At 58.5% G+C, this 22,072-nt stretch carries 19 protein-coding genes and 1 other RNA gene; 13 read left to right on the forward strand and 7 right to left on the reverse strand.

All coding sequences use genetic code 11. The features are described from left to right. Positions 1-33: 33 nt before the first annotated feature. Both AAFH99_RS07185 and AAFH99_RS07190 read right to left on the reverse strand, forming a co-directional pair. A complete protein-coding gene (locus tag AAFH99_RS07185) occupies positions 34-2,091 on the reverse strand; it encodes a M48 family metallopeptidase (RefSeq protein ID WP_043317407.1) in 2,058 nt (685 codons plus the stop codon). 19 nt (positions 2,092-2,110) lie between these two features. Then, entirely contained in the window at positions 2,111-2,707 is a 597-nt protein-coding gene (locus AAFH99_RS07190; RefSeq protein WP_406829048.1) for a LemA family protein, read from the reverse strand. Positions 2,708-2,952: 245 nt separating this feature from the next. On the opposite strand from AAFH99_RS07190, the gene AAFH99_RS07195 reads away from it, so the two are divergent. Beyond that, positions 2,953-4,143 carry an acetyl-CoA C-acyltransferase gene (locus tag AAFH99_RS07195; protein ID WP_043317404.1) on the forward strand — a complete coding sequence of 397 codons (1,191 nt, stop codon included), beginning with the start codon at positions 2,953-2,955 and terminating at the stop codon, positions 4,141-4,143. A gap of 80 nt (positions 4,144-4,223) precedes the next feature. On the opposite strand, the gene AAFH99_RS07200 is transcribed toward AAFH99_RS07195, so the two are convergent. The 4 genes from AAFH99_RS07200 to AAFH99_RS07215 all read right to left on the reverse strand — a co-directional run bounded on the left by AAFH99_RS07200 (position 4,224) and on the right by AAFH99_RS07215 (position 7,808). Beyond that, complete coding sequence (locus AAFH99_RS07200; protein WP_043317401.1) at positions 4,224-4,823, reverse strand: BON domain-containing protein; 600 nt, start codon at positions 4,821-4,823, stop codon at positions 4,224-4,226. 3 nt (positions 4,824-4,826) lie between these two features. Then, positions 4,827-5,420: an SIS domain-containing protein gene (locus AAFH99_RS07205; RefSeq protein WP_043317400.1), complete on the reverse strand. Its 594-nt coding sequence runs from the start codon at positions 5,418-5,420 to the stop codon at positions 4,827-4,829. Between the two features lie 41 nt (positions 5,421-5,461). Next, positions 5,462-5,821 (reverse strand): YraN family protein, encoded by a 360-nt coding sequence (locus tag AAFH99_RS07210; RefSeq protein WP_043317399.1) that lies wholly within the window; start codon positions 5,819-5,821, stop codon positions 5,462-5,464. A gap of 85 nt (positions 5,822-5,906) precedes the next feature. After that, positions 5,907-7,808: a penicillin-binding protein activator gene (locus AAFH99_RS07215; protein ID WP_406829049.1), complete on the reverse strand. Its 1,902-nt coding sequence runs from the start codon at positions 7,806-7,808 to the stop codon at positions 5,907-5,909. A 35-nt stretch (positions 7,809-7,843) separates the two neighbouring features. Here AAFH99_RS07215 and rsmI point away from each other — a divergent pair, with 35 nt between their 5' ends. Continuing rightward, positions 7,844-8,686, forward strand: a complete 843-nt coding sequence (rsmI, locus tag AAFH99_RS07220) for a 16S rRNA (cytidine(1402)-2'-O)-methyltransferase (protein WP_043317398.1) — start codon at positions 7,844-7,846, stop codon at positions 8,684-8,686. Between the two features lie 214 nt (positions 8,687-8,900). Continuing rightward, positions 8,901-9,278, forward strand: an RNA gene (gene rnpB / locus AAFH99_RS07225) — RNase P RNA component class A. Positions 9,279-9,487: 209 nt separating this feature from the next. Here rnpB and AAFH99_RS07230 read toward each other — a convergent pair. After that, positions 9,488-10,165: a phosphoadenosine phosphosulfate reductase family protein gene (locus AAFH99_RS07230; protein WP_197023778.1), complete on the reverse strand. Its 678-nt coding sequence runs from the start codon at positions 10,163-10,165 to the stop codon at positions 9,488-9,490. 610 nt (positions 10,166-10,775) lie between these two features. Here AAFH99_RS07230 and mraZ point away from each other — a divergent pair. From mraZ to murG, 10 genes are read left to right on the forward strand one after another with little or no spacing between them, the layout of a single operon-like run. Beyond that, positions 10,776-11,219, forward strand: coding sequence for a division/cell wall cluster transcriptional repressor MraZ (mraZ, locus tag AAFH99_RS07235; protein WP_043317396.1), 444 nt, complete (start codon positions 10,776-10,778; stop codon positions 11,217-11,219). A gap of 29 nt (positions 11,220-11,248) precedes the next feature. Next, positions 11,249-12,178 carry a 16S rRNA (cytosine(1402)-N(4))-methyltransferase RsmH gene (gene rsmH, locus AAFH99_RS07240; protein ID WP_043317394.1) on the forward strand — a complete coding sequence of 310 codons (930 nt, stop codon included), beginning with the start codon at positions 11,249-11,251 and terminating at the stop codon, positions 12,176-12,178. Positions 12,179-12,187: 9 nt separating this feature from the next. Beyond that, positions 12,188-12,469, forward strand: a complete 282-nt coding sequence (gene ftsL / locus AAFH99_RS07245; protein ID WP_043317393.1) for a cell division protein FtsL — start codon at positions 12,188-12,190, stop codon at positions 12,467-12,469. A 42-nt stretch (positions 12,470-12,511) separates the two neighbouring features. Then, positions 12,512-14,275, forward strand: a complete 1,764-nt coding sequence (locus tag AAFH99_RS07250; RefSeq protein WP_406829050.1) for a peptidoglycan D,D-transpeptidase FtsI family protein — start codon at positions 12,512-12,514, stop codon at positions 14,273-14,275. Further along, positions 14,272-15,813 carry a UDP-N-acetylmuramoyl-L-alanyl-D-glutamate--2,6-diaminopimelate ligase gene (locus AAFH99_RS07255; protein ID WP_231491661.1) on the forward strand — a complete coding sequence of 514 codons (1,542 nt, stop codon included), beginning with the start codon at positions 14,272-14,274 and terminating at the stop codon, positions 15,811-15,813. The genes AAFH99_RS07250 and AAFH99_RS07255 overlap by 4 nt, the downstream gene beginning before the upstream one ends. After that, positions 15,810-17,189 carry a UDP-N-acetylmuramoyl-tripeptide--D-alanyl-D-alanine ligase gene (gene murF / locus AAFH99_RS07260; RefSeq protein WP_043317390.1) on the forward strand — a complete coding sequence of 460 codons (1,380 nt, stop codon included), beginning with the start codon at positions 15,810-15,812 and terminating at the stop codon, positions 17,187-17,189. The genes AAFH99_RS07255 and murF overlap by 4 nt, the downstream gene beginning before the upstream one ends. 3 nt (positions 17,190-17,192) lie before the next feature. Beyond that, positions 17,193-18,278 carry a phospho-N-acetylmuramoyl-pentapeptide-transferase gene (gene mraY, locus AAFH99_RS07265; protein ID WP_043317389.1) on the forward strand — a complete coding sequence of 362 codons (1,086 nt, stop codon included), beginning with the start codon at positions 17,193-17,195 and terminating at the stop codon, positions 18,276-18,278. 40 nt (positions 18,279-18,318) lie between these two features. Beyond that, positions 18,319-19,716 carry a UDP-N-acetylmuramoyl-L-alanine--D-glutamate ligase gene (murD, locus tag AAFH99_RS07270; protein WP_406829051.1) on the forward strand — a complete coding sequence of 466 codons (1,398 nt, stop codon included), beginning with the start codon at positions 18,319-18,321 and terminating at the stop codon, positions 19,714-19,716. Further along, positions 19,713-20,939 carry a putative lipid II flippase FtsW gene (ftsW, locus tag AAFH99_RS07275; protein WP_406829052.1) on the forward strand — a complete coding sequence of 409 codons (1,227 nt, stop codon included), beginning with the start codon at positions 19,713-19,715 and terminating at the stop codon, positions 20,937-20,939. The genes murD and ftsW overlap by 4 nt, the downstream gene beginning before the upstream one ends. Next, a complete protein-coding gene (gene murG, locus AAFH99_RS07280; protein ID WP_406829053.1) occupies positions 20,939-22,036 on the forward strand; it encodes an undecaprenyldiphospho-muramoylpentapeptide beta-N-acetylglucosaminyltransferase in 1,098 nt (365 codons plus the stop codon). The genes ftsW and murG overlap by 1 nt, the downstream gene beginning before the upstream one ends. Positions 22,037-22,072 lie beyond the last annotated feature (36 nt).

Raw genomic sequence — 22,072 nt, forward strand, 5'->3', positions numbered from 1 at the left:
TTTCACTTTTATGGATATTGTGGCCTTGGCCGATCAGTTGACCGTGGCTGTTTCTCTGGGCGAGGCAACACTCGCCTGGGGCGAGATCGGATCGTGGCTGCCGGGAACAGGGGGCATCGGGCAATCCAGGCAATCGGCAATGGCCCTGAGCAACTCCACTTCACCTCCGCCAATCACGCCATCGTGGGCCAGAGTTGTAGCCAGGGCCTTGAGCAGCCGGGGCTTTTGCAGTGGTGAGATATCCCGCGCAATGGCCACCGCCTTGTCCAGGCGCTGTAGGGTAATATCGGTCCTGGCGGGCAGAGGGGCCGCAGGCAGCCCCAGCGCACGAGTGCCCGCTTCGAACGCACGTTTCGCGTTCAGATAATTGTCGCAGTCCGCGTGTGCCATGGTGGCCAGCAGAAACTGTTGCGCATCTGCGATGGCCTGGCTGTTCCCCTTTCGGCTGCCCAGCGCGCGGTGGCGGTCTGGGTTCGCCTCCAGGCCGTGCATGAGCACGCGGTAAAGAGCCCACTCCCAGATTTCCACCTTGCCATCGGCACGCAGCAGTTTGATGACGTTGCGTTTGAATATCTGAAACTGTTGCGGCGCAAGGGACTTGAGAGCCGGGATGCACAGGTCAATCAACGGCAGGCGATAGTGCTGTGGTGTGCTGGAAAGGAGTGGCGCCAGCTTGTTGAATTCTCGCAGAACGGCCGGGTGGGCAATCTCGGTGAGCAGGGTGAGTTGCTTCTCCCGGTGACCGGTTTCCGAAGACTCCGCATCGTTCCGCTCCTGCATCGCGCCACCATTGCTTCGGTTGTCCAGTAGCAGGCCATACACCAGCGCGCGCGCGGAAAATGGATCGTGCGCGGCAGTTTTCAATGGTGATGGAATATCTGCCAGTATGGCCTGACCCAGCAGGTGTTGCTGGTGTGTGGGCTGGGCAATGTTGTTATCCACGACTTCGAGGACTTTTTCGAGTCGGGTCTGGTAGTTCTCGTCACCCGGGCTGCCTGTGCCTGCATGTATCTGGGATGCTTGCACAGACGCCGCGTTGCTACCTGAAGATGCCGGGAGCTCCCCTGGGGGACTTGTTTCGCCGCTCCCGCTCCATTGCGGGTCCAGGCGGGTGATTCGGGCATTGAGTGGGGGGTGGGTGGCAAACAGGCCGAGCAGGCTGTTTTTCAACCCGCTGGCGAAGTACATATGGCTGAATTCACTGGCATTGGCGGCCTGCAGGCGAGAGCCACCGGCGTGCTGGCCAATCTTTTTCAGCGCGCCAGCGATACCCTGACTATTGCGGGTGAACTGTACTGCGGACGCGTCCGCCAGGTACTCGCGCTGGCGGCTCACTGCCGATTTGATCAGGTTGCCAAAGAAAGTGCCGGTATAGCCTATGACCACCAGCCCGGCGCCGATGCCAAACAGGGCTGCCCGCCCCCGATTATCTCGCCCGCTGCTCCAGTAGCTGCCCCGCAGCAGCCAGCTGCCCAGCAGGCCGATCACGAGGATTCCGTGAAGAAGGCCGACGATACGGATATTCATGCGCATGTCGCCATTGAATATGTGGCTGAACTCGTGGGCGACCACACCCTGCAGCTCATCGCGGTTCAGTTGTTCTATACAGCCTCGGGTGAGACCAATGACGGCGTCGCCCTGGGCATAACCTGCGGCAAAGGCATTAATCCCGTTGTCATCGAGGATATAGACATCCGGCACCGGGGTGCCCGACGCCAGTGCCATCTCTTCTACGACATTGAGCGCTCGCTGCTCTGCGGGATTTGCCGGGGAAATGTTGATTTTGCGTCCACCGAGAGATTCCGCAACGGCCTGGCCTCCAGCGGAGAGCTGGCGCAACCGAAACAGGCTGGCGAGACCGATAATTGCAGTAATGGTGATCGCAATACCGGCGATAGTGTCCCAGCCGAGACTGCTGAGCATCGTCATGAGCGATGTCTCGGTGGATGGGTCGCGCAGGTCGGAATAGCTGGTAAGAAATGCCACGAACAGGGTCGTGACAGCAACCAGCCCGATGATCGCGGCAAAAAACAGTGCGATCAGCAGGGTGCTGTTACGTCTGGCGCGATCCTGATACTCAAAAAAGTTCATTGGTGTTACCGGTCCCGGCTCAGAATTCTACCCGTGGGGCGGCCTGTATAACCTCGGAGTCCGCAAACTCCAGAAGTTCGCCATTCTCACGGTGACCGAAAAAGCCGGCAAAAAACACGGGCGGGAAGCTCTGGCGGAAGATGTTGTAGGTGGTGACCCCATCATTGAATGCCTGGCGGGCGAAGGCCACCTTGTTCTCGGTACTGGTCAGCTCCTCCATGACCTGCTGGATGGTCTGGTTGGCTTTGAGGTCCGGGTAGGCTTCCATCACTACGTTGAGCCGCCCAAGCGCGTTGCTGAGCAGCCCTTCGGCATTCCCAAGATCCGCAATCGCAGACGCGCTGCCGGGGTTGTTTGCCGCCGCTTTCAGGCCAGCAAGGGCGGAGTTGCGGGCCGCAATGACCGCTTCGAGGGTCTCGCGCTCATGCTTGAGGTAGCCGCGGGCAGATTCCACCAGATTGGGGATCAGGTCGTAGCGGCGTTTTAGCTGGACTTCGATCTGTGCAAAGGCATTTTCATATCGGTGTTTCAGTGATACCAGCTTGTTGTAAATACTGATGACGTACAGTATCAGAGCGGCGATGATCACAAGCCAGATGATGGTCGAAATTTCCATAGGGTCCCGGTTTCCAGTTTGTAGTGCTAAAGCCGGTGGAATCCGCGATTGGCAGATCGGTCGGTGCGATTGATCTTTATCGGTTTATTCCACCATTGCGCCTGATACTACCATGAGCAATACAACGAAGGGTGGATGGTAATCTCACCGGGTGTCTGGGTTATAATTCACCACCAAATCAGGACTTGACGCAATATTGGTCAGCCATTTGCGGCGGTTTCCGTTAAATATGGAGAGAAAACAGCATGAGCGAGCAATCAAAAGACCCTGTAGTCATCGTAGGTATCTCCCGTACCCCAATGGGGGCCATGCAGGGTGCTTTATCTGGCCTGAGTGCCCCGGAGCTGGGCGCGGTGGCGATTCGCGGTGCCCTTGCTGACGCCGGAGTGGATGTGGCGGATGTGGATGAAGTTTTACTCGGGTGTGTGCTGCCGGCGGGGCTTGGGCAGGCTCCTGCGCGTCAGGCCTCGCTGGGCGCTGGTATTCCGGAGAGTACGCCGACCACTACCGTCAACAAGGTTTGCGGCTCAGGGATGAAGACGGTGATGATGGCGCGTGACGCCCTGCTTGCTGGTGATGCCAAAGTGGTTGTGGCAGGTGGTATGGAAAGCATGAGCAATGCGCCATATTTGCTGCCCAAAGCGCGTGGGGGTATGCGCCTCGGGCACGGGGAGGTGCTCGATCATATGTTTACCGATGGTCTGGAAAACGCGTACGACGGCCAATTGATGGGCAATTTTGCCGAGAGTACCGCCGATAAGTATGGCTTTACCCGGGAAGCGCAGGACGCCTTTGCCATCGAGTCGCTTGCCCGTGCCAATGCCGCCATCGCATCCGGTGCATTCGAGCGAGAAATTTCTCCGGTCACCGTGAGCACCCGCAAAGGTGACCATGAAGTGTCCGTGGACGAAGGGCCAGGTAGCGCCCGCCCGGACAAGATTCCCCAGCTGCGGCCGGCGTTTCGGAAAGACGGTACCGTCACTGCGGCCAACGCCAGTTCGATTTCCGATGGCGCCGCCGCTCTGGTGCTGATGCGTGAGAGTGAAGCCAAGGCCCGTGGTATCAAGACACTTGCCGTATTGCGCGGTCAGAGCCAGTTCGCCCATGCGCCGGAGTGGTTTACCACGGCACCGGTATCGGCGATGAACAGCCTCCTGGATAAGACCGGCTGGAGTGCGGCGGATGTCGATCTGTATGAAATCAATGAAGCATTTGCCGTTGTCACCATGGCGGCCATGAAAGAGCTGGACCTTGCCCATGACAAGGTCAATGTTAACGGTGGCGCCTGCGCGTTGGGGCATCCGCTGGGGGCTAGCGGGGCTCGAGTGATTGTTACCCTGCTGGCAGCGCTGGAAAATCGCGACCTGAAAAAAGGCGTGGCCAGCCTGTGTATCGGTGGTGGTGAGGCCACGGCGATCGCGATCGAACGCCCGTAACCCCCTGATAATATATTTGTCTGGTGTAACCAAAAACGGAGGCATTGCCTCCGTTTTTTTGTTGCTATGTAGGGGGGAAGTCAGTCGATATATTCCACGGCTTTTACAACTTTCTGCACCCCGCCAACGGTACGGGTTTTCTCTGCAGCATTCTCAGCCTCCTGCCGGGTAAGCAGTCCCATCAGATAAACGACCCCGTTTTCCGTCACTACCTTGATGCGACCACTGTCAATTTCCTTATCGGTCAGCAGCACGCTTTTCACCTTGGTGGTCAGCCAGGTATCGCTGGTGCGTGCCAGTACCGAGGTAGTACCGCGCACCTGAATTTCGTTGTAGACCTGACGCACCGAGTGAACTTGTTGGGCGGTGCGGCCGGCCAGGTTGCGAAGTTCGTTATCGGAAACCTGGCCGGTGAGCAGAATCACACCGTTGAAGCTGGTGACGTCGATATTGGCCTCTTTCAGTTCCGGGTGTGCCTTGCGTAGGTTGACCTTGGTGATGGTTTCCAGCTGCTGGTCATCGATATAGGTACCGAAACTGCGTTCGCCGGGATCGGGCTGGATGGGGCCGTCGTGGGTGGCGTCCAGTACCGTGGCACAACCACTCAGGGCCGCCAGTAAACCGCCGGCCAGGGCCAGCTTCAGTGAGGTGAAAACTTTCTTATTGATGCTCGGTTGCATGGATTACTCCTCGAATCCGCCAAACAGGCTGCTGTCTATCAGGTCGCACAGGCAGAACAGAATCAGTAGGTGTACCTGGTGCACTTCCGGTGCCACCGGAGAGGGTACGCGCAATTCAATATCGTGCACATCGAGCAGAGCGGTACAGTCGCTGTCGCCTTCTCCTCCGGTCAGAGCGAGTACGCCCATATCCCGGTCGTGAGCGGCGCGGATTGCCTGGACCAGATTGGAGTCCTGGCCGTCTGTGCTGATGATCACCAGTAAATCGCCCGGTTGCCCCAATGCGCGTATCTGGCGCGCGTAGGACTCGGCGCGGCCATGTTTGCGTGCGACAGTACTGGTGGTGACCGCATCTCCATTCAAGGCAATGGCGGGCAGCCCCGGGCGCTCGCGCTCGAAACCGCCCATCAGCTGTGCGGAAAAGCTCTGTGCCAGAGCGCCGCTCAACCCGTTGCCACAGATCAGGAGCTTGTTTTCTGCCAACAGCGTATGCACGATCATTTCGCTCGCTTCGGCAATGTAAGGTGCCAAAAGTTCACCCGCATTCATGGTTGCTTCAATGCTGTGGTGAAACAGCGTTACCACTCTCTGTTCCATGTACTCTGTTTTTTCCTGTGGGTGAACTAACGGGGGTGAGCTTATTGCCCGAAGGCGTTTTGTATCCAGTCCAGTTTCAGCTGTTTACCGGGCCCTTCCTGCTCGATACTGATGACATCAAAGCGGCATGGGCAATCCAGCTTGCGCAGTTGCAGGTAGCTGTTGGCGGTAAGCAGCAGCTTGCGCTGCTTGCGTTGGTCAACGGACATTCCTGCTCCGCCAAATATCCGGTTACGTCGAAAGCGTACCTCCACAAAAACCAGCATATTGCCATCGCGCGCGATCAGATCAATCTCACCGAAGCGGCCACGAAAATTCCGTTGCACAATGCGCAGGCCCGCAGCAATCAAAAACCGCTCCGCCTCCGCTTCCATTTGGGTGCCAATACTGGTGGTATCCATACGCGTTTTCCAGGCTTTCCTGTTCCGTGGAAAGCAGTGTTTATTGGGTGCCCGCCAAAGGGCGGGACGCCGAGATAATCAGGGTTCAGTTGCGCGCGCTGTTGTCGGTGAGCCGCGGCGGGGCCTCGCTTGTGGTGATCGGCACCGGTGCCCCCTTGTCGATTTTCGCCCAAATCTGTTCCCGCACGATACGCCCATCCGCGGTGAGGCTAAGGGCGCCGGTCAAGCCATATACCTGTTGATCTGGGAACTGTCGCAGAATTGGCAGTCGTGGGTAGAGGCGGAAAGCATCGGCGCCGAGTGCGTAGAGGCGCGCAAACGCCGGGGCCGGTGCCGCCTGCTTCACAATATTCTGCTTGGTCTGGTTGTCGTCTTCGAACAGCCACGGTAGCGCGGTAAAGCGCACACCGTTGATATCCCGGTCGCGTTGGCGGTCGACATTTCCCGCGAAAACCTGGGAGGTGGAATACACCGGTAACTCACCGGCATAGAAAAACGACAGCATGGGTTTGATCTGGCGGGCCTGTTGCGGTTGCGCCAGCACAAACAGCATATCTACATCGCCGCGGCGGCGTGGGGTGAATTTGAGCGGCGCGGCCAGTTTGCTACGCAGGGCGCGCTCGCGCTCTTTACTTTCCGGAATCAATAGGGCGTCGCTTACCAGCTGGGAGAAATTGGTGCTGTCTTTGTAGTTGCGGCTAACGCTGACACTGCCACCGAGGCGGTTCCACTCTTCGGTAAATGCCTGCAGGCCGCGCTGCCCCCAACCGGACTCCGGAGCCAGAATCATCGCTTGGCGATGTCCTTGGCGGTAGGCCTGCTGTGCGACCTGCCGGGCCTCATCTTCGATTGCAAGGCCAAACTGCACCAGATCGTCGGTCAGGCGCCCTTCATCGCCGTAGTTGAGTGCCAGGGTGGGCACCGGCAGGCTTTCCGTGGCCAGCAGGTTGGCAACCTTGCTCTTGTCCAGTGGGCCAACAATCGCCTGAGCGCCGTTATTGATGGCGGTCTGGTAGATTTCTTCAAACGGCTGCTCGGTGCCGGTGTCGTAAACCTGTACCTGGGGCGTTGGCGCGCCGGCATCCAGTGCGCTGTAGTAGGCCGCCATAAAACCGTCGCGAATGGCGTGTCCCGCGGAACCCAGTGGACCAGACAACGGCAGCAGCAGGGCGACATTCTGCGCCGGCTGCGATGCCAGTTTTTCAAGTAGCTGCAGCGCCTGGGGTGGGTACTGCACCGCCGTGTGGGTCGGCCATTGCTGGCGCCAGCGACTGAGCGCACTCAATTGGGTGCTGATATCAGCCTGGGTGTCGCGCCCGAGGAGTGCCAGTTGATACCAGGCTCGCATTTCTGGCGACAGGCTCTCTTCCGCACGCAGGCGCAATTCCTTGGACGGGAGCTGTGTCAGCAGCTGCCAGAGGCCATTGTTGTTGGTGTAGGTCGTCTGCTCATCCAGGGGCAGACCGGCGATGCGTTGACGCTCCTTGATTCCGCTGTCGATGTCTCCCATCAGGCTCCACAGGTCTGCACGCAGATTGCGCAGGGGCAGGGCGGTAGTGGCGGGAATCTGGAACCAGGACTGTTCCAGGCGCGGCGCACTGACCAGGTCCAGGGCGGTGAAAAACTCGTCGTCGGCGGCCAGCGCACTACCGTAAATATGCGCGTACTGGGCGTATTCCGGATCGGTAAGCTGCTCCGGGTCGATATCGCTCGCAGTCTGTCTGACCGTCGCGTTATCGCCCAATCCGTATAGAATGGCGGCCGCCTGCAGCTGGGTTTGCTCCTTCGCCGGGGATGGCAGCTGTCGCGCCTCGTCGATCAGGCGCATGGCGCTCTGGCGGTTGGCGGTGAGCGCATCGCCTGGAGCGGCCGGAATCTGCGTTCCCGGTCGGGTGCTCGGGGTCTGGCAGCCGGCCAGGGCCAGCGCCAGGGTGCCTGCGGCCAGGCTATTTAAAATGAAAGGAATGCGCCGGGAAAGGGCGGACATATTCTTCTCCCACAAAACTTATTCTGGAGTGAACTATGGGGCTTGATACAGCGGTGCTTTATATCGTCGCGACGCCCATTGGCAATTTGGCGGATATGGTACCGCGAGCCGTTGAAGTTCTACAATCCGCGGATCTCGTGGCGGCGGAAGACACCCGTCACAGTCAGAGACTTTTCTCCCACTTTTCCATCGAAACCCCGCTGGTTGCCTACCATGACCACTCGGACGACGTTCGTACCGGAAAGATCCTCGAGCGGCTCGCCCAAGGGCAGACTGTCGCCTTGATCTCCGACGCCGGTACCCCGTTAATCTCCGACCCGGGGTACCGCCTGGTGCGCGAAGCCCGCGAGCAGGGCTTCCAGGTCGTGCCTATCCCCGGCCCCTGCGCTTTCGTTGCTGCCCTGTCTGCGGCGGGGCTGCCGAGTGACCGCTTTACCTTCGAGGGTTTCCTGCCTGCCAAATCCCTGGCTCGGGAAAAGGCGCTTTCTGCACTGGCGGGTGAAACCCGCACCATGGTGTTCTACGAGGCCCCGCACCGGGTGCTGGAGACCTTGGAGGCGATGGTCGACAGCTTCGGCGGGCAGCGCGAGGCGGTGATTGCGCGAGAGCTGACCAAGGCATTCGAGACGATTCAGCTGTTGCCGCTCGCTGAACTGGTGGAGTGGGTGAGGGCGGATAGCAATCAGCAGCGCGGTGAGATTGTGCTGTTGGTGCGCGGTGCAGAGGCGGCGAAGGCCTCGGAATTGGATAGTGAGTCCGAGCGAGTGATGAAGCTGCTGTTGGCGGAATTGCCGCCCAAGCGGGCGGCAGCGGTGGCCGCGGAGATCACCGGGGTGAATAAAAAGGTTTTGTACAACTGGTCACTGTCGCAGAAGTAGCGAGGTGCGACTGCGCTTGGATGCGAAGGTACTGCTACCGGGTATCGCCTTTTGAGACACGCCGTGCACCCATCCCTGGGGGCTCTGCGAAAACATCCCTGTTTTCGAAGGTCTCAAAAGGCGATACCCGGTAGCGGTGCCGCCACAGGCTCTTTTCGAAGTCGTTAAGGGATTTGGCTTGCATCCTCAGTCAGTGCTCATTAACCTTCGCGCCCGAGTCAGCCAGACAATCGCTGTTTTACCGCTTTCGGGCGATGAGATGGAGGAAAGTCCGGGCTCCATAGGGTGGGACGCCAGGTAACGCCTGGGGGGCGCGAGCCTACGGAAAGTGCAGCAGAGAGTAGACCGCCGATGGCTTCTTCGGAAGCACAGGTAAGGGTGAAAGGGTGCGGTAAGAGCGCACCGCGCGACTGGCAACAGTTCGTGGCACGGTAAACCCCGTTCGGAGCAAGACCAAATAGGCCCCCTATAGCGAAAGCTAAAAGGTGTGACCCGCACTGGGGGCGGGTAGGTCGCTTGAGGTGTCTGGTGACAGGCATCCCAGATGAATGATTGTCCGCGACAGAACCCGGCTTATCGGCTGACTCGACTTATTCTTAGTAGCAGTGGTGCATTTTGCTGCTGGTTCAATCAGGTGGCGGTGTTAGTACTTGAAAGGTCCGGTGGCGGTGCTGCTACCGGGCATGGCCTTGCGAGACACGCCGTGAACCCATCCCTGGGGGCTCTTCCGCGACATCCCTGTCGCAGAAGGTCTCGCAAGGCCATACCCGATATCAGCCCCTTCGCATCGACTATTTGGTGCTACTTTTGCAGCAGTAACCCACACTCACGATGCTCCTCACCCTTCGTCGGGTCGAAGTACACATCGTTATCCGGCAGATCGTTCTCGTAAACATACTCTTCCACATCAATTTCCTTGAGGTGGAACATCGGCGCTACGCGAATGGTGCCGTGGTTGCCCTTGGTGAACACATCCAGCCCCTTGCGGTGCGCGTTCTGATCGTGACGGATACCATTTAGCCACACATCCGGCTTCAACTCCTGCATGGCGCGGTTGAAGGGTTCCAGCTTCACCGTGCGTGAAAAGAAGTCGTGCTCCGGGGTGTCCAGGGGCGGGATGCCGCCGTATACGGCGTTGTAGTGGGCTGCGGACATTTTCGGCGAATACGTGTACAGGTTCAGATCCAGGAGTTTGATGACCTTCTCGATATGGCGGTAGGTCTCCGGCGTGTTGTAGCCGTGATCGACCCAGATGACCGGGATGTCCGGTTTTGCACGGGTGACCAAGTGCAGAAAGGCCACGGCCAGTGGGCGGAAGTTGGTGAAGACCACCGGGTTTTCCGCTTCCGCTATGGTGTACGCCATGATCTCGCTGGGCTTGCTGCCTTTGAATCGCTGGTTGAGCGCATCCAGATCGGCACCGTGATGGAAGGTGCGGGAGGGCGCGCTTTGTTTACTCAGTCCGGCTGTTAGGCCCATGTCGATAAATTCCTGCTGAATTTTGAATAGGGCAAAGCTACAGCGTGTCGATGTCCATTAAAAATAATAAAAGCTGATTTTTATATGCCTCCCTGTTCTAACCCCTGCCATATCCGCCTGATTGCAGGTTATCTGGCGCTGAAACTCTCCCCGCGCTCTCAATATTAAGGCGTGACGCGACAGTCTGTATTGGCGCGTTTTTCCTGGTGTTGAGGTGTGGTTGGCGACCGCCTGTAAGTGCCCGCTTACCTTTGGAGTTTTTGAGGTCTCTCATGGGGCTTCCGCGTAAACTTAAAGTGAATTATCAAGTTGCCAGAGTAAGTGCTTGCTTTGCTGTCGTTTTGCACAGTTAGTGTCCTGCCTGAAATGTGAACACTTCGCCTGCAGCCCGCGAAATTACTGGGCTTTTTCCGTGTTTATCCCTTCTATTTCCTTGACTTTGTTGTGCCCAGATTTATAGTGTCGTAAGTGGAGAAAAGTGGAAAAATGTGGGTATAAGTGGAGTTGGTGTGGTGGTGAGTGGTTATTCACGCATTATCGCGCCGCTCGGTGGCAATAAGTGCCAGCCCTCAAGCACATAACTGTTTACCAACTGAGCAATCGCTGATCCATGTATCTGGGCAGTCACGCAATCAATATGGACGCCAAAGGGCGTCTGGCGATTCCGGCGCGGGTGAGAGATTCGCTGCTGGAAGATTGTGGTGGTCGCCTGGTTGTGACGGCACATACGGAAGAGCGTTGTCTGCTCGTCTATCCTGATGCCCAGTGGCGTGAAATTCTTCCAAAGATTGAGGCGCTGTCCAGCTTCAACAAGGTGGCCCGGCGGGCCCAGCGACTGTTGATCGGATACGCCTGCGAGCTTCAGGTCGATGCCAACGGTCGCGTGCTGATTCCGCCGACCCTGCGCGAATACGCCGGTCTGGAGAAGAAGCTGATGCTGGTGGGGCAGGGTAAAAAACTGGAGTTGTGGAGTGAGGACCGTTGGATGGACTGGCTCGATGACAGTGAGGGGGATGGAGAAATGCCGGAAGAAATGGCTTCTCTTTCCCTGTAACCGAAACTAATCAATTGCAGGAGAGTGGGGTGTCCCAGGATCTGCATCGCAGTGTGTTGTTGCGCGAGGCTGTGGACGCCCTGGTGGTGGATCCGGGCGGCTTGTATATCGACGGCACTTTTGGTCGCGGTGGTCACAGTGCGTCGGTGCTCGAGCAGTTGGATGGTGCGGGCCGTCTGGTGGCGGTGGATAAAGACCCGCAGGCCATCGAGTTTGCCCGTGAACGCTTCGCTGGCGAGCCGCGTTTTGCGATCTGGCATGGCTCTTTTGCGGATATGGATCAGGCCGTCGCCGGTCGTGCTGGGCAGGTATCCGGAATCCTGCTGGATCTGGGGGTCTCGTCGCCCCAGCTGGATCAGGCGGAGCGCGGTTTCAGCTTTATGCAGGACGGCCCGCTGGATATGCGCATGGACACCAGCCGCGGTATGAGCGCCGCGGAGTGGGTGAATACGGAGTCCGAAGCCGAAATGGCGCGGGTATTCAAGGAGTACGGCGAGGAGCGTTTTGCGCGCCGTATGGCCGGCGCTATTGCGCGGCGGCGGGTGGAGCGTCCGTTCGAGCGGACACTGGACCTGGCGGAGGTGGTGAAGGCGGCAAATCCCGCATGGGAAAAGGGTAAGCACCCGTCCACCCGCGTGTTCCAGGCGATTCGGATTCATATAAATGGAGAGCTGGACGACCTGTACCAGGCCCTGGATAAGTCTCTGGCGTTACTCAAGCCCGGTGGGCGCCTGGTGATCATCAGTTTCCACTCTTTGGAGGATCGCATTGTGAAGCGATTTATCCGCGACCAGGAGAAGGGGCCTCAGCTGCCCCGCGGGCTGCCGGTGATGGACAGCCAGATTCGCAAGACGCTGCGCTCGGTTGGTAAAGCGGTAAAGGCCGAGGCGGAGGAAGTGGGTGAAAATGTGCGCTCGCGCAGTGCGGTGATGCGAGTTGCCGAGCGTCTGGCGGACTGATTACTGGCCATGGCTGCGAATACAAACAGTAAGTGGTGGGTGGCAGGCCTCTGGGGGCTCGTCATGGTTTCCGCTCTGGGAGTGGTGCACACCACACATCAGAGCCGGGTGCTCACTGCGCAGCTCGAGCAAGCGCAGCGCTACCGGGATGAGTTGCGCTACGAGCAGGAGCGCCTGCTTCTGGAGCGCGGCGCCTGGTCGGCATACAGCCGCATCGAGCAGGTAGCGAAAGAAAAACTGAAAATGCATGCGCCCAAACCGTCGGAGCGTGTGCTGGTAACTGCAAATTAGTGGTCGTCAAGCCGATAACAACAGGGATTCAGGGAAGCCTCGATGGGTGCCGTGAAAAAGCAGCAACAACAGCAGCAGGGTATCGCCCGCTGGCGCTTTGCGTTGGTGGCGGGATTGCTGTGTGCGCTTGCGGCGGCACTGGTGGTGCATCTGGCGAGCCTTCAGGTGTTGCCGGAGCAGGATAAAGGTTACCGCTTCCTACAGGATCAGGGGCGTGCCCGCACTATCCGGACCGAAGAGATTGCCGCATACCGCGGCAGTATTCTGGATCGCAATGGCGAATTGCTTGCGGTGAGCACTCCGGTACACACCATCTGGGCCAACCCGCAGCTGTTGAAGGAGGCGGATGCCGAGCAACTGCGCGGCCTTGCGGCTGCGCTGGGTACGCCGCCGGCAAAACTGGCCAAGCGCCTGGAGAAGTACCGCAATAAGGGGTTCATGTATCTGCGCCGGCATATGACGCCGGAGGGCGCGCAAAAGGTGCTGCAGCTGGATCTTGCGGGCGTCTACAGCAAAAAAGAATATCGCCGCTTCTACCCTGCCGGTGAAGTCACGGCGCAGCTACTGGGCTTTACTAATATTGACGACCTTGGGCAGGAGGGGCTCGAGCTTGCCTACGAGCAGTCTCTGGCGGGCGAGCCGGGCAAGCGTCAGGTGGTGAAAGACCTGAAAGGCCGCACCGTGCGCGATCTCGCGGTGAAACAGGAGGCGCGTCCGGGGCGTGACCTGCAGCTCACCATCGATATGCGCCTGCAGTATCTGGCTTATCGCGAGCTGAAAAAAGCGGTCACCGAAAATGGTGCCGCCTCGGGTTATATGGTGATTCTGGATACGCGTACCGGCGACGTGCTGGCGATGGCCAATCAGCCCTCGTTCAACCCAAACAATCGTGCCGGGGTAAAAGCGGCCGCCATGCGTAATCGGGCCCTGATTGATCAGTTTGAACCGGGTTCTACGATCAAGCCGTTGACTGCACTGGCCGCTCTGGAGACCGGGCGCTGGCAACCGCACACCCGGATCAATACCAGTCCCGGCTATATCCGGTTGCCCGGCAAAACCCTGCTGGACCCGGTCAACTACGGCGAAATCGACCTGACCCGGGTGATTACCAAGTCCAGCCAGGTGGGGATCACCAAGGTGGCGATGGATCTGGAGCCGGAAACCTTGCGTGGACTCTTTTATCGGCTCGGGTTGGGTGAGGCCGTTGGCAGTGGATTCCCCGGGGAGGCGCCCGGAATACTGCCAACGCGAGGACGATGGCACCCCATTGAGCTGGCCAACTTTGCTTTCGGCTACGGTTTAACAGTGAACGCCGTGCAGCTGGCGCAGGCCTACAGTGTCGTTGCAAACGCCGGGCTCAAACGCCCGGTTTCGCTGATTCTGGAGAACGGCAAAAAGTCGCAAGATGCCGACCGAGTTGTGGAGTCTGAGCTGGCGCGGGAAGTGACCGCGATGCTGGAAACCGTAATTGGCCCCGAGGGTACCGGGAAGCACGCTGCTGTCCAAGGGTATCGGGTGGCGGGAAAGACCGGCACTGTGCACAAGGTGGGCAGCGAGGGATACGCGGACAACCGCTATCGTTCGGTGTTTGCCGGGTTTGTGCCAGCGGACAATCCGCGGCTCGCGGCGGTGGTGGTGATTGACGACCCCACCAGTGCCAAATATTACGGCGGTGAAGTCGCCGCGCCGGTGTTCGGAAAAGTGATGACGGGTGCTATGCGCTTGCTGCAGGTTCCACCGGAAAAAATTGCGCCGGCTGATCAGCAGTTGGCGACGCAGCTGGACGAGAGAGGTACTACATCGTGACCCAGCAAAAACAGACGCAAACTGGCGCGCCGAGCGGGATTGAGGTGCACAGCGTATCCCTGGCCACACTGGTGCCAGGCTACGCAGGTATTCCTGATATTTCTGTCACCGGTGTCGCCCTGGACAGCCGCCAGGTGCTGCCGGGTGATGTGTTTATGGCGCTGCGCGGCACAGTGGTAGATGGGCGGGAGTATATCGACAGCGCAATTGCCAGCGGAGCAGCCGTAGTGCTCGCGGACGGCGAGGCGCTCGGCACCGAGGAGCGCAGTGGTGTCCAGGTCGTCACCGTGCCCGGTCTCGCAGCCCGGGTTGGTGAGATTGCTGCACGTTTTTACGGTAACCCCAGTGCATCCATGTATCTCGTGGGGGTGACCGGCACGAATGGCAAATCCACGTGTGCTTATCTGACTGCGCAAGTGCTGGCGGCACATTTTGGCAGCGCCGCAGTAATGGGCACCATCGGCAACGGTGTGTGGCGAGAGGGGGATATCGAACTGGTGGATACCGGTCTCACTACCCCCGACCCGGTACGCCTGCAAAAAGACTACGCAGAATTTTTTGCTCAGGGTGCCCGCGCTGGCGCAATGGAGGTGTCTTCCCATTCCCTGGCGCAGGGGCGGGTGCACGGGCTGGAATTTGATACCGCGGTATTCACCAATCTGACCCGCGATCACCTGGATTACCACGGCAATATGGCCGCCTACGGTGCCGCCAAGGAAAAACTGTTTGGCCTGCCGAAGTTGAAGCGTGGCGTTATCAATATTGACGATCCCTTCGGTGCGCAGATGGTCGAGCGCTGCAGACTGCGCGGCCTGAAAACCATCACGTATGGCTTGCAATCCGGTGATCTGCAGATCCGTGACCTCAAGCGTCTGGATAGCGGTTTTTCTGTGCACCTGATCACTCCCTGGGGTGAGGGTGAGCTGAAAGCACCATTGATCGGGGATTTCAATCTTCACAACGCCCTGGCAGTGGTTGCTGCGGCTGGCGCCGCTGGAATACCACTCAAGGAAATACTTGTCGCTTTCGAAAATATCCGCCCGGTACCGGGGCGGATGGAGCGTGTTGCCGGTCGCGTCGCAGGGGATATCAGCGTACTGGTGGATTACGCCCATACCCCAGACGCGTTACGCGCGGCGCTGGAAGCAGCGCGCCCCTATTGTCGTGGCAAGCTGTGGTGCGTATTTGGTTGTGGTGGGGATCGCGATTCCGGCAAGCGCGCCCCTATGGGAAGAATTGCCGCAGAGTTGTCCGATAGCGCGGTGGTCACCAGCGATAATCCTCGCGGTGAAGACCCTCAGAAAATCATTGATGACATTTTGCAGGGAGTTGATGGTCACCAGTGCGTAGTAAAAGTCGATCGTGCTGAAGCCATTGCTTATGCGATCGCGCAAGCCGAACCCGGTGATACCGTGCTGATTGCCGGCAAGGGCCATGAGGATTATCAGCTGATCGGTAGTGAAAAACTGCACTTTTGCGATCGCGAACAGGCCGCTGCCGCTCTGGAGCAGCGTGCGACCGCTGGGAGCGAGCAATGATTGCACCGCTCTCTCTGGAACAATTACAGCAGCGGTTCGGTGGCGAGCTGATCAATGGCCCGGTGACCTTTGATGCGGTGTGTACGGATACGCGCAACTTGGACGCGGAAGCCTTGTTTGTAGCGCTGCGTGGTGAGACGTTCGATGCGCATGACTTTCTCGCGGATGTCGACGGCAGGGTGCTCGGCGTGGTTACCGAAAAGCGCCTGGAAAATTCCAGCATGCCGCAGTGGCTGGTGGCAGATACCAATATCGCGCTGGGGCAGATTGGCCGCTTGTGCCGTGAACAGTTCACTGGGCCGGTGATCGGTATTACCGGTTCCTGTGGTAAGACAACGGTGAAAGAAATGATGGCGGCCATTTTCGGGCAGCGCCATCGTGTCTGTGTGACAAAAGGGAACCTGAATAACCATTTCGGTGTACCCATGACCCTGCTTTCCCTGTCCGCGGAGCACGAAGTTCTGATCGTTGAGATGGGGGCCAGCGGCCCCGACGAAATAGGCTATCTGTGTGGAATTGCAAAGCCCGGCATCACTGCGGTCAACAATGTGATGCCCGCCCACGTGGAAGGCTTCGGATCCGTAGATGGTATCGCCACCGCCAAAGGACAGATATACACCAGCCTCGGTCCGGATGGGATCGCGGTGGTGAACGCAGATGACAGCTATGCCGATTACTGGCGCGGTGAAATGCCGGAAGGCGTTCGCACCCTGGAAGTCGGCTTCGGGCACCAGTGTGCGATCCATCCCGATAATATCCAGATGGATGCATTGGGTTGCGCCTCTTTTGATCTCGTGGTCGAAGGCGTGTCTCACCCGGTCAAGTTACAAGTGCTGGGTGAGCATAATGTTCACAACGCGCTGGTGGCAGCGGGCTGTGCGCATGCGGCGGGAATACCCGGAGCTGAAATCGCCGGTGGTCTCAGTGCCGCAAGCGGCGTAGGTGGGCGCATGCAATCGCTACAGGGACGCAATGGGGCAACGGTTATCGACGACAGCTACAACGCCAACCCAGGATCGGTGAGTGCAGCCATTGAGCTGCTTGCCCAGCGCGACGGTAAAAGGATTCTGGTACTTGGCGATATGGCGGAGCTGGGGCCAGAAGCGGACCGTGCCCACCGGGATATGGGTGAACTTGCCCGCGACCGCGGCATCGACCAGCTGTTTACTCTGGGCACATTGAGCCGCGCGGCGAGCGTGGAGTTTGCGACCGGTCGTCACAACGGACAAAGGAATTTTTCTGAACGCGAATCGCTGATACAGGCGTTGGCGTCGGAACTGGATGGAAGCACCACTGTGCTGGTGAAAGGTTCCCGCAGTGCGCGAATGGAACTGGTTGTGCAGGCACTGACCAACGGGAATCAAGAGAAGGTTTAATTCATGCTGCTTTGGCTGGCCGAATATCTACAACAATATGAGAAGGGCTTTGCGGTCTTTGACTACCTGACCGTACGGGCAATCCTCAGTGCCCTCACCGCATTGGGTATATCCCTGCTGGTGGGGCCGCGCATGATCACCTGGTTAAACCGTTTGCAGGTTGGGCAGGCGGTTCGTGACGACGGTCCGCAATCGCACTTGAGCAAGTCTGGTACCCCGACCATGGGGGGCACGCTGATTCTCGCGGCGATATTTTCCGGCGCGCTGCTCTGGTCTGATCTCAGCAACCGCCTGGTATGGGTCACCCTGCTGGTCACCTTTGTATTTGGTGCGGTGGGGTTTGTCGATGATTACAAAAAGGTGGTGGAGAAGAACTCCCGGGGGCTGATCGCCCGTTGGAAGTATTTTTGGCAGTCCGTGGCGGGGCTTGGAGCGGCGATTTACCTGTATATGACCGCGACTTCGCCGGCGGAAACCCAGTTGTTCGTACCTTTTTTCAAGGATGTAGCGATCAATCTGGGGCCGGTCACTTTTATCCTGCTGACCTACTTCGTGGTAGTGGGTTCCAGTAATGCGGTGAACCTGACAGATGGTCTCGATGGTCTGGCGATCATGCCCTCTGTCATGGTTGGCGGCGCTCTGGGTGTGATCGCGTACCTGGTTGGTCATGTGGAATTCGCCACGTATCTACATATTCCGTCTATTTCCGGGGCGGGTGAGCTGGCGGTGTTCTGCGCGGCATTGGGTGGCGCGGGGCTCGGGTTCCTCTGGTTCAACACCTATCCGGCGCAGGTCTTTATGGGCGATGTGGGCGCGCTGGCACTGGGTGCGGCGCTCGGCATCATTGCGGTGATTACCCGCCATGAGATAGTGCTGTTCATCATGGGTGGTGTCTTCGTGATGGAAACTGTGTCGGTCATTCTGCAGGTGGCGTCTTTCAAATTGACCGGAAAACGTATTTTTCGCATGGCGCCGCTGCACCATCACTTTGAACTGAAAGGGTGGCCGGAACCGCGCGTGATCGTGCGCTTCTGGATTATCACCGTAGTACTGGTACTGGCAGGGCTGGCAACTCTCAAACTACGTTAAGCAACAAAACAAAGTAAATCGCGGAATTTATATAAAACCAATGAGCCTAATCGCAACTTCAGAGAGAAAAGTGGTGATCGGACTGGGCGCTACCGGACAATCGGTGGTGTGCTATCTGCTGCGCCAGGGTATTTCTCCTGTGGTCGTTGACAGCCGCGAGGCGCCGCCCGCACTGGTTCAGTTCCGCGCAGAATTTCCGGACGTGCCAGTGGAGTGTGGCCCGCTGAACCAGGAAACCTTACTTGCGGCCAGCGAAATCATCGTGAGCCCGGGTATCGGAGTAGCGGAACCGGCGATTGCGGCTGCGGTGAAGGCTGGTATCCCGGTGGTTGGCGATATCGAATTGTTCGCGCGGGAAATCAATCGCGCTGAAGTAAAACCGAAGATTATTGCTATAACCGGGTCCAATGGTAAAAGCACCGTGACCACCCTGATGGGGAAGATGGTCGAAGCCGCGGGGATGCGTGTGGCAGTGGGTGGGAACATTGGTGTGCCGGTGCTGGATATGCTGGATCGATGTGGCCCCGTATTGCCGGATGTATTTGTTCTGGAGCTTTCCAGCTTTCAACTCGAAACGACCAGTACTCTCGCGCCGGATGTCGCCACCATCCTTAACATCAGCGCGGACCACATGGATCGCTATGCCAATCTTGCGGCTTACCACCAAGCGAAGCAGCGAGTGTACCGTCATGCAGAGCAGCTGGTGGTCAACCGGGCAGATCCACTCACCCGCGGTCCTCTCGGGAAAGATCGGCTCGAGTGGAGTTTTGGCCTTGACCGACCGGACTTACGTCAGTTCGGTGTGATCAGCGCGGAAAACGGCCAGTGGTTGGCCAAAGGCGCTGAGAAACTGATACGCAGCGATGAGATGGCCATGGTGGGCAGTCACAACGCGGCCAATGCGCTCGCTGCGCTGGCACTGGGCAATGCGGTGGGAATTCCCATGGCGCCAATGCTTGACGTGTTGCGCACTTTTACAGGGCTTGCGCATCGTTGTGAGCGCGTGGGCGAGAAAGACGGCGTCATTTATGTGAACGATTCCAAAGGTACCAATGTCGGTGCCACGCGCGCGGCACTCGATGGCTTGGCTGACGATGCGCGTAAGATTGTTTTGATTGCTGGCGGCGATGGCAAAGGCGCTGATTTTTCACCGTTGGTGGAAGCGGCGGATACCTTGCGTGGGCTGGTGACCATTGGCGTGGATGGTCCAGCGATCGCTCGGGTATTCGATGGCAAGGTTCCACAGCAAACCGCTGTGGATATGTCTGATGCGGTAAGCAAAGCCCGTGCACTGGCGCATTCTGGTGACTATGTACTGCTGTCACCGGCGTGCGCCAGTTTTGATATGTATCGAAATTTTGAAGCGCGTGGTGAAGCCTTTCGACGTGTTGTAGAGGACCACTTGTATTCCAGTCCGGCAAATGGAGGTGCGCAGTGAGTAAGTTGCCTCTGAGTGCTGCCAATCAGGAAGTCGATCCATATGGCTGGGTGCTGCCTTTCTGTGTCGCGGCATTGGCCAGTATCGGTGTGGTGATGGTCGCCTCAGCGTCGGTTGCTTACGCCTCGGATCTATACAATGACGAGTGGCACTTTCTAAAGCGGCATCTGGTATTTCTTGCTGTGGGTGTGCTGGGTGCGTTTGTGCTGAGCCGAATTTCCCTCAGTACCTGGTCAAACCTGTCGTGGACATTGCTGATTTTTGCCTGTGCCATGTTAGTGGTAGTGCTGATTCCAGGTGTTGGCCGTGCAGTCAACGGCAGTATGCGCTGGATTGCACTGGGGCCGATTACCGTGCAGCCAGCGGAAATTGCCAAATTTTGCTGCCTGGTATTTTTCGCCAGTTTCCTGACCCGGCGTCAGGAAAAGCTGCGCCATTGGAGCAGCTTTATGGTGCCGATTTCCGTGCTGGGAATCGTGGCGATTCTGCTGTTGCTGGAGCCGGATTTTGGTTCCGTTGTGGTTATTGCCGGCACCGCACTGGCGATGGTGTTTCTCGCTGGTGCGCGCCTGCCGCACACCTTTATGCTGGTAGCTCTGGCGGCCTGTGGCCTGGTGATGATGGCGATTTTCAGTCCCTACCGATTACAGCGCCTGACGACTTTCTGGGACCCCTGGGCCGAGCAGTACGCGGCCGGGTACCAGCTCACTCAGTCGCTGATTGCGTTTGGGCGTGGTGAGTGGTTTGGCGTGGGGCTTGGAAACAGCGTGCAGAAGCTGTTTTACCTGCCCGAGGCGCACACCGACTTCGTGTTTGCGATTCTCGCGGAAGAGTGGGGCCTGGTGGGTGGCCTGCTGGTGATCGCCCTGTACAGCGCACTGACCTGGTCCCTGCTGAGGCTGGTGCGCAAGGCGTTGCAAAAGCAGGCTTATTTCGCCGCACTGCTGACCTTCGGTATTGCCGTGCTGTTAGCTGGGCAGGCGTTCGTGAATATGGGGGTGGCATCGGGCCTTTTGCCTACAAAAGGTTTGACGCTGCCGTTTGTCAGCTCTGGTGGTTCCAGCCTGGTGGTGTGCTTCGGATTGTTTGCACTCGCCTGGCGCGCGCAGAGAGAACTGAATAGTGACGAAGGAGAGGACCAGGGTCGTCTCGCCAAAATAAGTCAGTTGCCGATTTTCAACCCACTGCAACTGGGCGATCGGAAAACCGGGGAGGCAGCGTGATGAGCGCGAGCGACAATGCCAAGCCGTTTGCCGGCAAGAAAATCCTAATGATGGCCGGTGGCACCGGTGGTCATGTATTCCCTGCACTGGCGGTGGCCAATGCTCTGCGGGAACAGGGTGCTGTGATCGAGTGGTTGGGGACTATGCGCGGTATTGAGTCGCAATTAATTCCGGCGGCGGATATCCCATTGCACTTTATTACTGTTGAAGGCATTCGCGGCAAAGGTAAGGCGGCACTGCTGAAAGCACCGCTGCAGATCACTAAAGCGATTTGGCAGGCGCGCAAGGTTGTGAAAGCCGTGGGACCAGATGCGGTTCTTGGATTCGGCGGTTTTGCTACGGGCCCCGGTGGGGTGGCCGCACGGCTTGCCGGAGTCCCGTTGATTATTCACGAACAGAACGCGGTGGCGGGCACGACCAACCGGCTGTTGGCCAAAGTTGCGAACCGTGTGCTGGAAGCATTCCCCAGCGGTCTCCCAAAGGCGGAAGAGGTCGGAAATCCAGTGCGTGAGGAAATCTCCAGTCTGCCGGAGCCTGCCCAGCGCGTTGGCACCAGGCAGCCTCCACATCTGTTAATTCTGGGGGGCAGCCTGGGAGCGGTGGCGATTAATGAGCTGGTACCTCAGGCGCTGGCAAAAATACCGGCGGACAGCCGGCCATTGGTGGTGCATCAGGCCGGGCAGCGACACCTGGATGTGGCGAAAGAGGCCTACGAGCGTGTAGGTGTGGCGGCGGATGTCGTGCCGTTTATCGCTGATATGGCGGCGGCATATCGCCAGGCCGACCTGGTGATCTGTCGCTCAGGTGCTCTGACGGTTTCCGAAATTGCGGCGGCGGGGCTGGGTGCAATCATGGTGCCCTTCCCTTTCGCCATTGATGACCACCAGACAAAAAACGGAGAGTGGTTGCAGCAGGCGGGCGCCGCTCGTGTGATCCAGCAGGATGATCTGGATGCGGACCAGCTGGCGAAGTTGTTGAACAGTTTGTTCGCCGATCCCAAAAAATTACTGGCCATGGCTGAAGCTGCGCGTCGCGTGGCTAAACCCGACGCAACCAGTCGAGTGCTGTCCGTGTGCCGCGAAGAGTTAAGGTGCTGAGATGACTGACGGAAAAGCCGGAAGCGCCGAATCAGG

Source organism: Microbulbifer sp. ARAS458-1, from assembly GCF_045348205.1.
Classification (GTDB): Bacteria; Pseudomonadota; Gammaproteobacteria; order Pseudomonadales; family Cellvibrionaceae; genus Microbulbifer.

What these genes read in the sequence shown, in the direction of transcription:
- AAFH99_RS07185 (WP_043317407.1), bottom strand. Translation starts at nt 2,091, where the DNA reads ATGAACTTTTTTGAGTATCAGGATCGCGCCAGACGTAACAGCACCCTG.
- AAFH99_RS07190 (WP_406829048.1), bottom strand. Translation starts at nt 2,707, where the DNA reads ATGGAAATTTCGACCATCATCTGGCTTGTGATCATCGCCGCTCTGATA.
- AAFH99_RS07195 (WP_043317404.1), top strand. Translation starts at nt 2,953, where the DNA reads ATGAGCGAGCAATCAAAAGACCCTGTAGTCATCGTAGGTATCTCCCGT.
- AAFH99_RS07200 (WP_043317401.1), bottom strand. Translation starts at nt 4,823, where the DNA reads ATGCAACCGAGCATCAATAAGAAAGTTTTCACCTCACTGAAGCTGGCC.
- AAFH99_RS07205 (WP_043317400.1), bottom strand. Translation starts at nt 5,420, where the DNA reads ATGGAACAGAGAGTGGTAACGCTGTTTCACCACAGCATTGAAGCAACC.
- AAFH99_RS07210 (WP_043317399.1), bottom strand. Translation starts at nt 5,821, where the DNA reads ATGGATACCACCAGTATTGGCACCCAAATGGAAGCGGAGGCGGAGCGG.
- AAFH99_RS07215 (WP_406829049.1), bottom strand. Translation starts at nt 7,808, where the DNA reads ATGTCCGCCCTTTCCCGGCGCATTCCTTTCATTTTAAATAGCCTGGCC.
- rsmI (WP_043317398.1), top strand. Translation starts at nt 7,844, where the DNA reads ATGGGGCTTGATACAGCGGTGCTTTATATCGTCGCGACGCCCATTGGC.
- AAFH99_RS07230 (WP_197023778.1), bottom strand. Translation starts at nt 10,165, where the DNA reads ATGGGCCTAACAGCCGGACTGAGTAAACAAAGCGCGCCCTCCCGCACC.
- mraZ (WP_043317396.1), top strand. Translation starts at nt 10,776, where the DNA reads ATGTATCTGGGCAGTCACGCAATCAATATGGACGCCAAAGGGCGTCTG.
- ftsL (WP_043317393.1), top strand. Translation starts at nt 12,188, where the DNA reads ATGGCTGCGAATACAAACAGTAAGTGGTGGGTGGCAGGCCTCTGGGGG.
- AAFH99_RS07250 (WP_406829050.1), top strand. Translation starts at nt 12,512, where the DNA reads ATGGGTGCCGTGAAAAAGCAGCAACAACAGCAGCAGGGTATCGCCCGC.
- murF (WP_043317390.1), top strand. Translation starts at nt 15,810, where the DNA reads ATGATTGCACCGCTCTCTCTGGAACAATTACAGCAGCGGTTCGGTGGC.
- mraY (WP_043317389.1), top strand. Translation starts at nt 17,193, where the DNA reads ATGCTGCTTTGGCTGGCCGAATATCTACAACAATATGAGAAGGGCTTT.
- murD (WP_406829051.1), top strand. Translation starts at nt 18,319, where the DNA reads ATGAGCCTAATCGCAACTTCAGAGAGAAAAGTGGTGATCGGACTGGGC.
- murG (WP_406829053.1), top strand. Translation starts at nt 20,939, where the DNA reads ATGAGCGCGAGCGACAATGCCAAGCCGTTTGCCGGCAAGAAAATCCTA.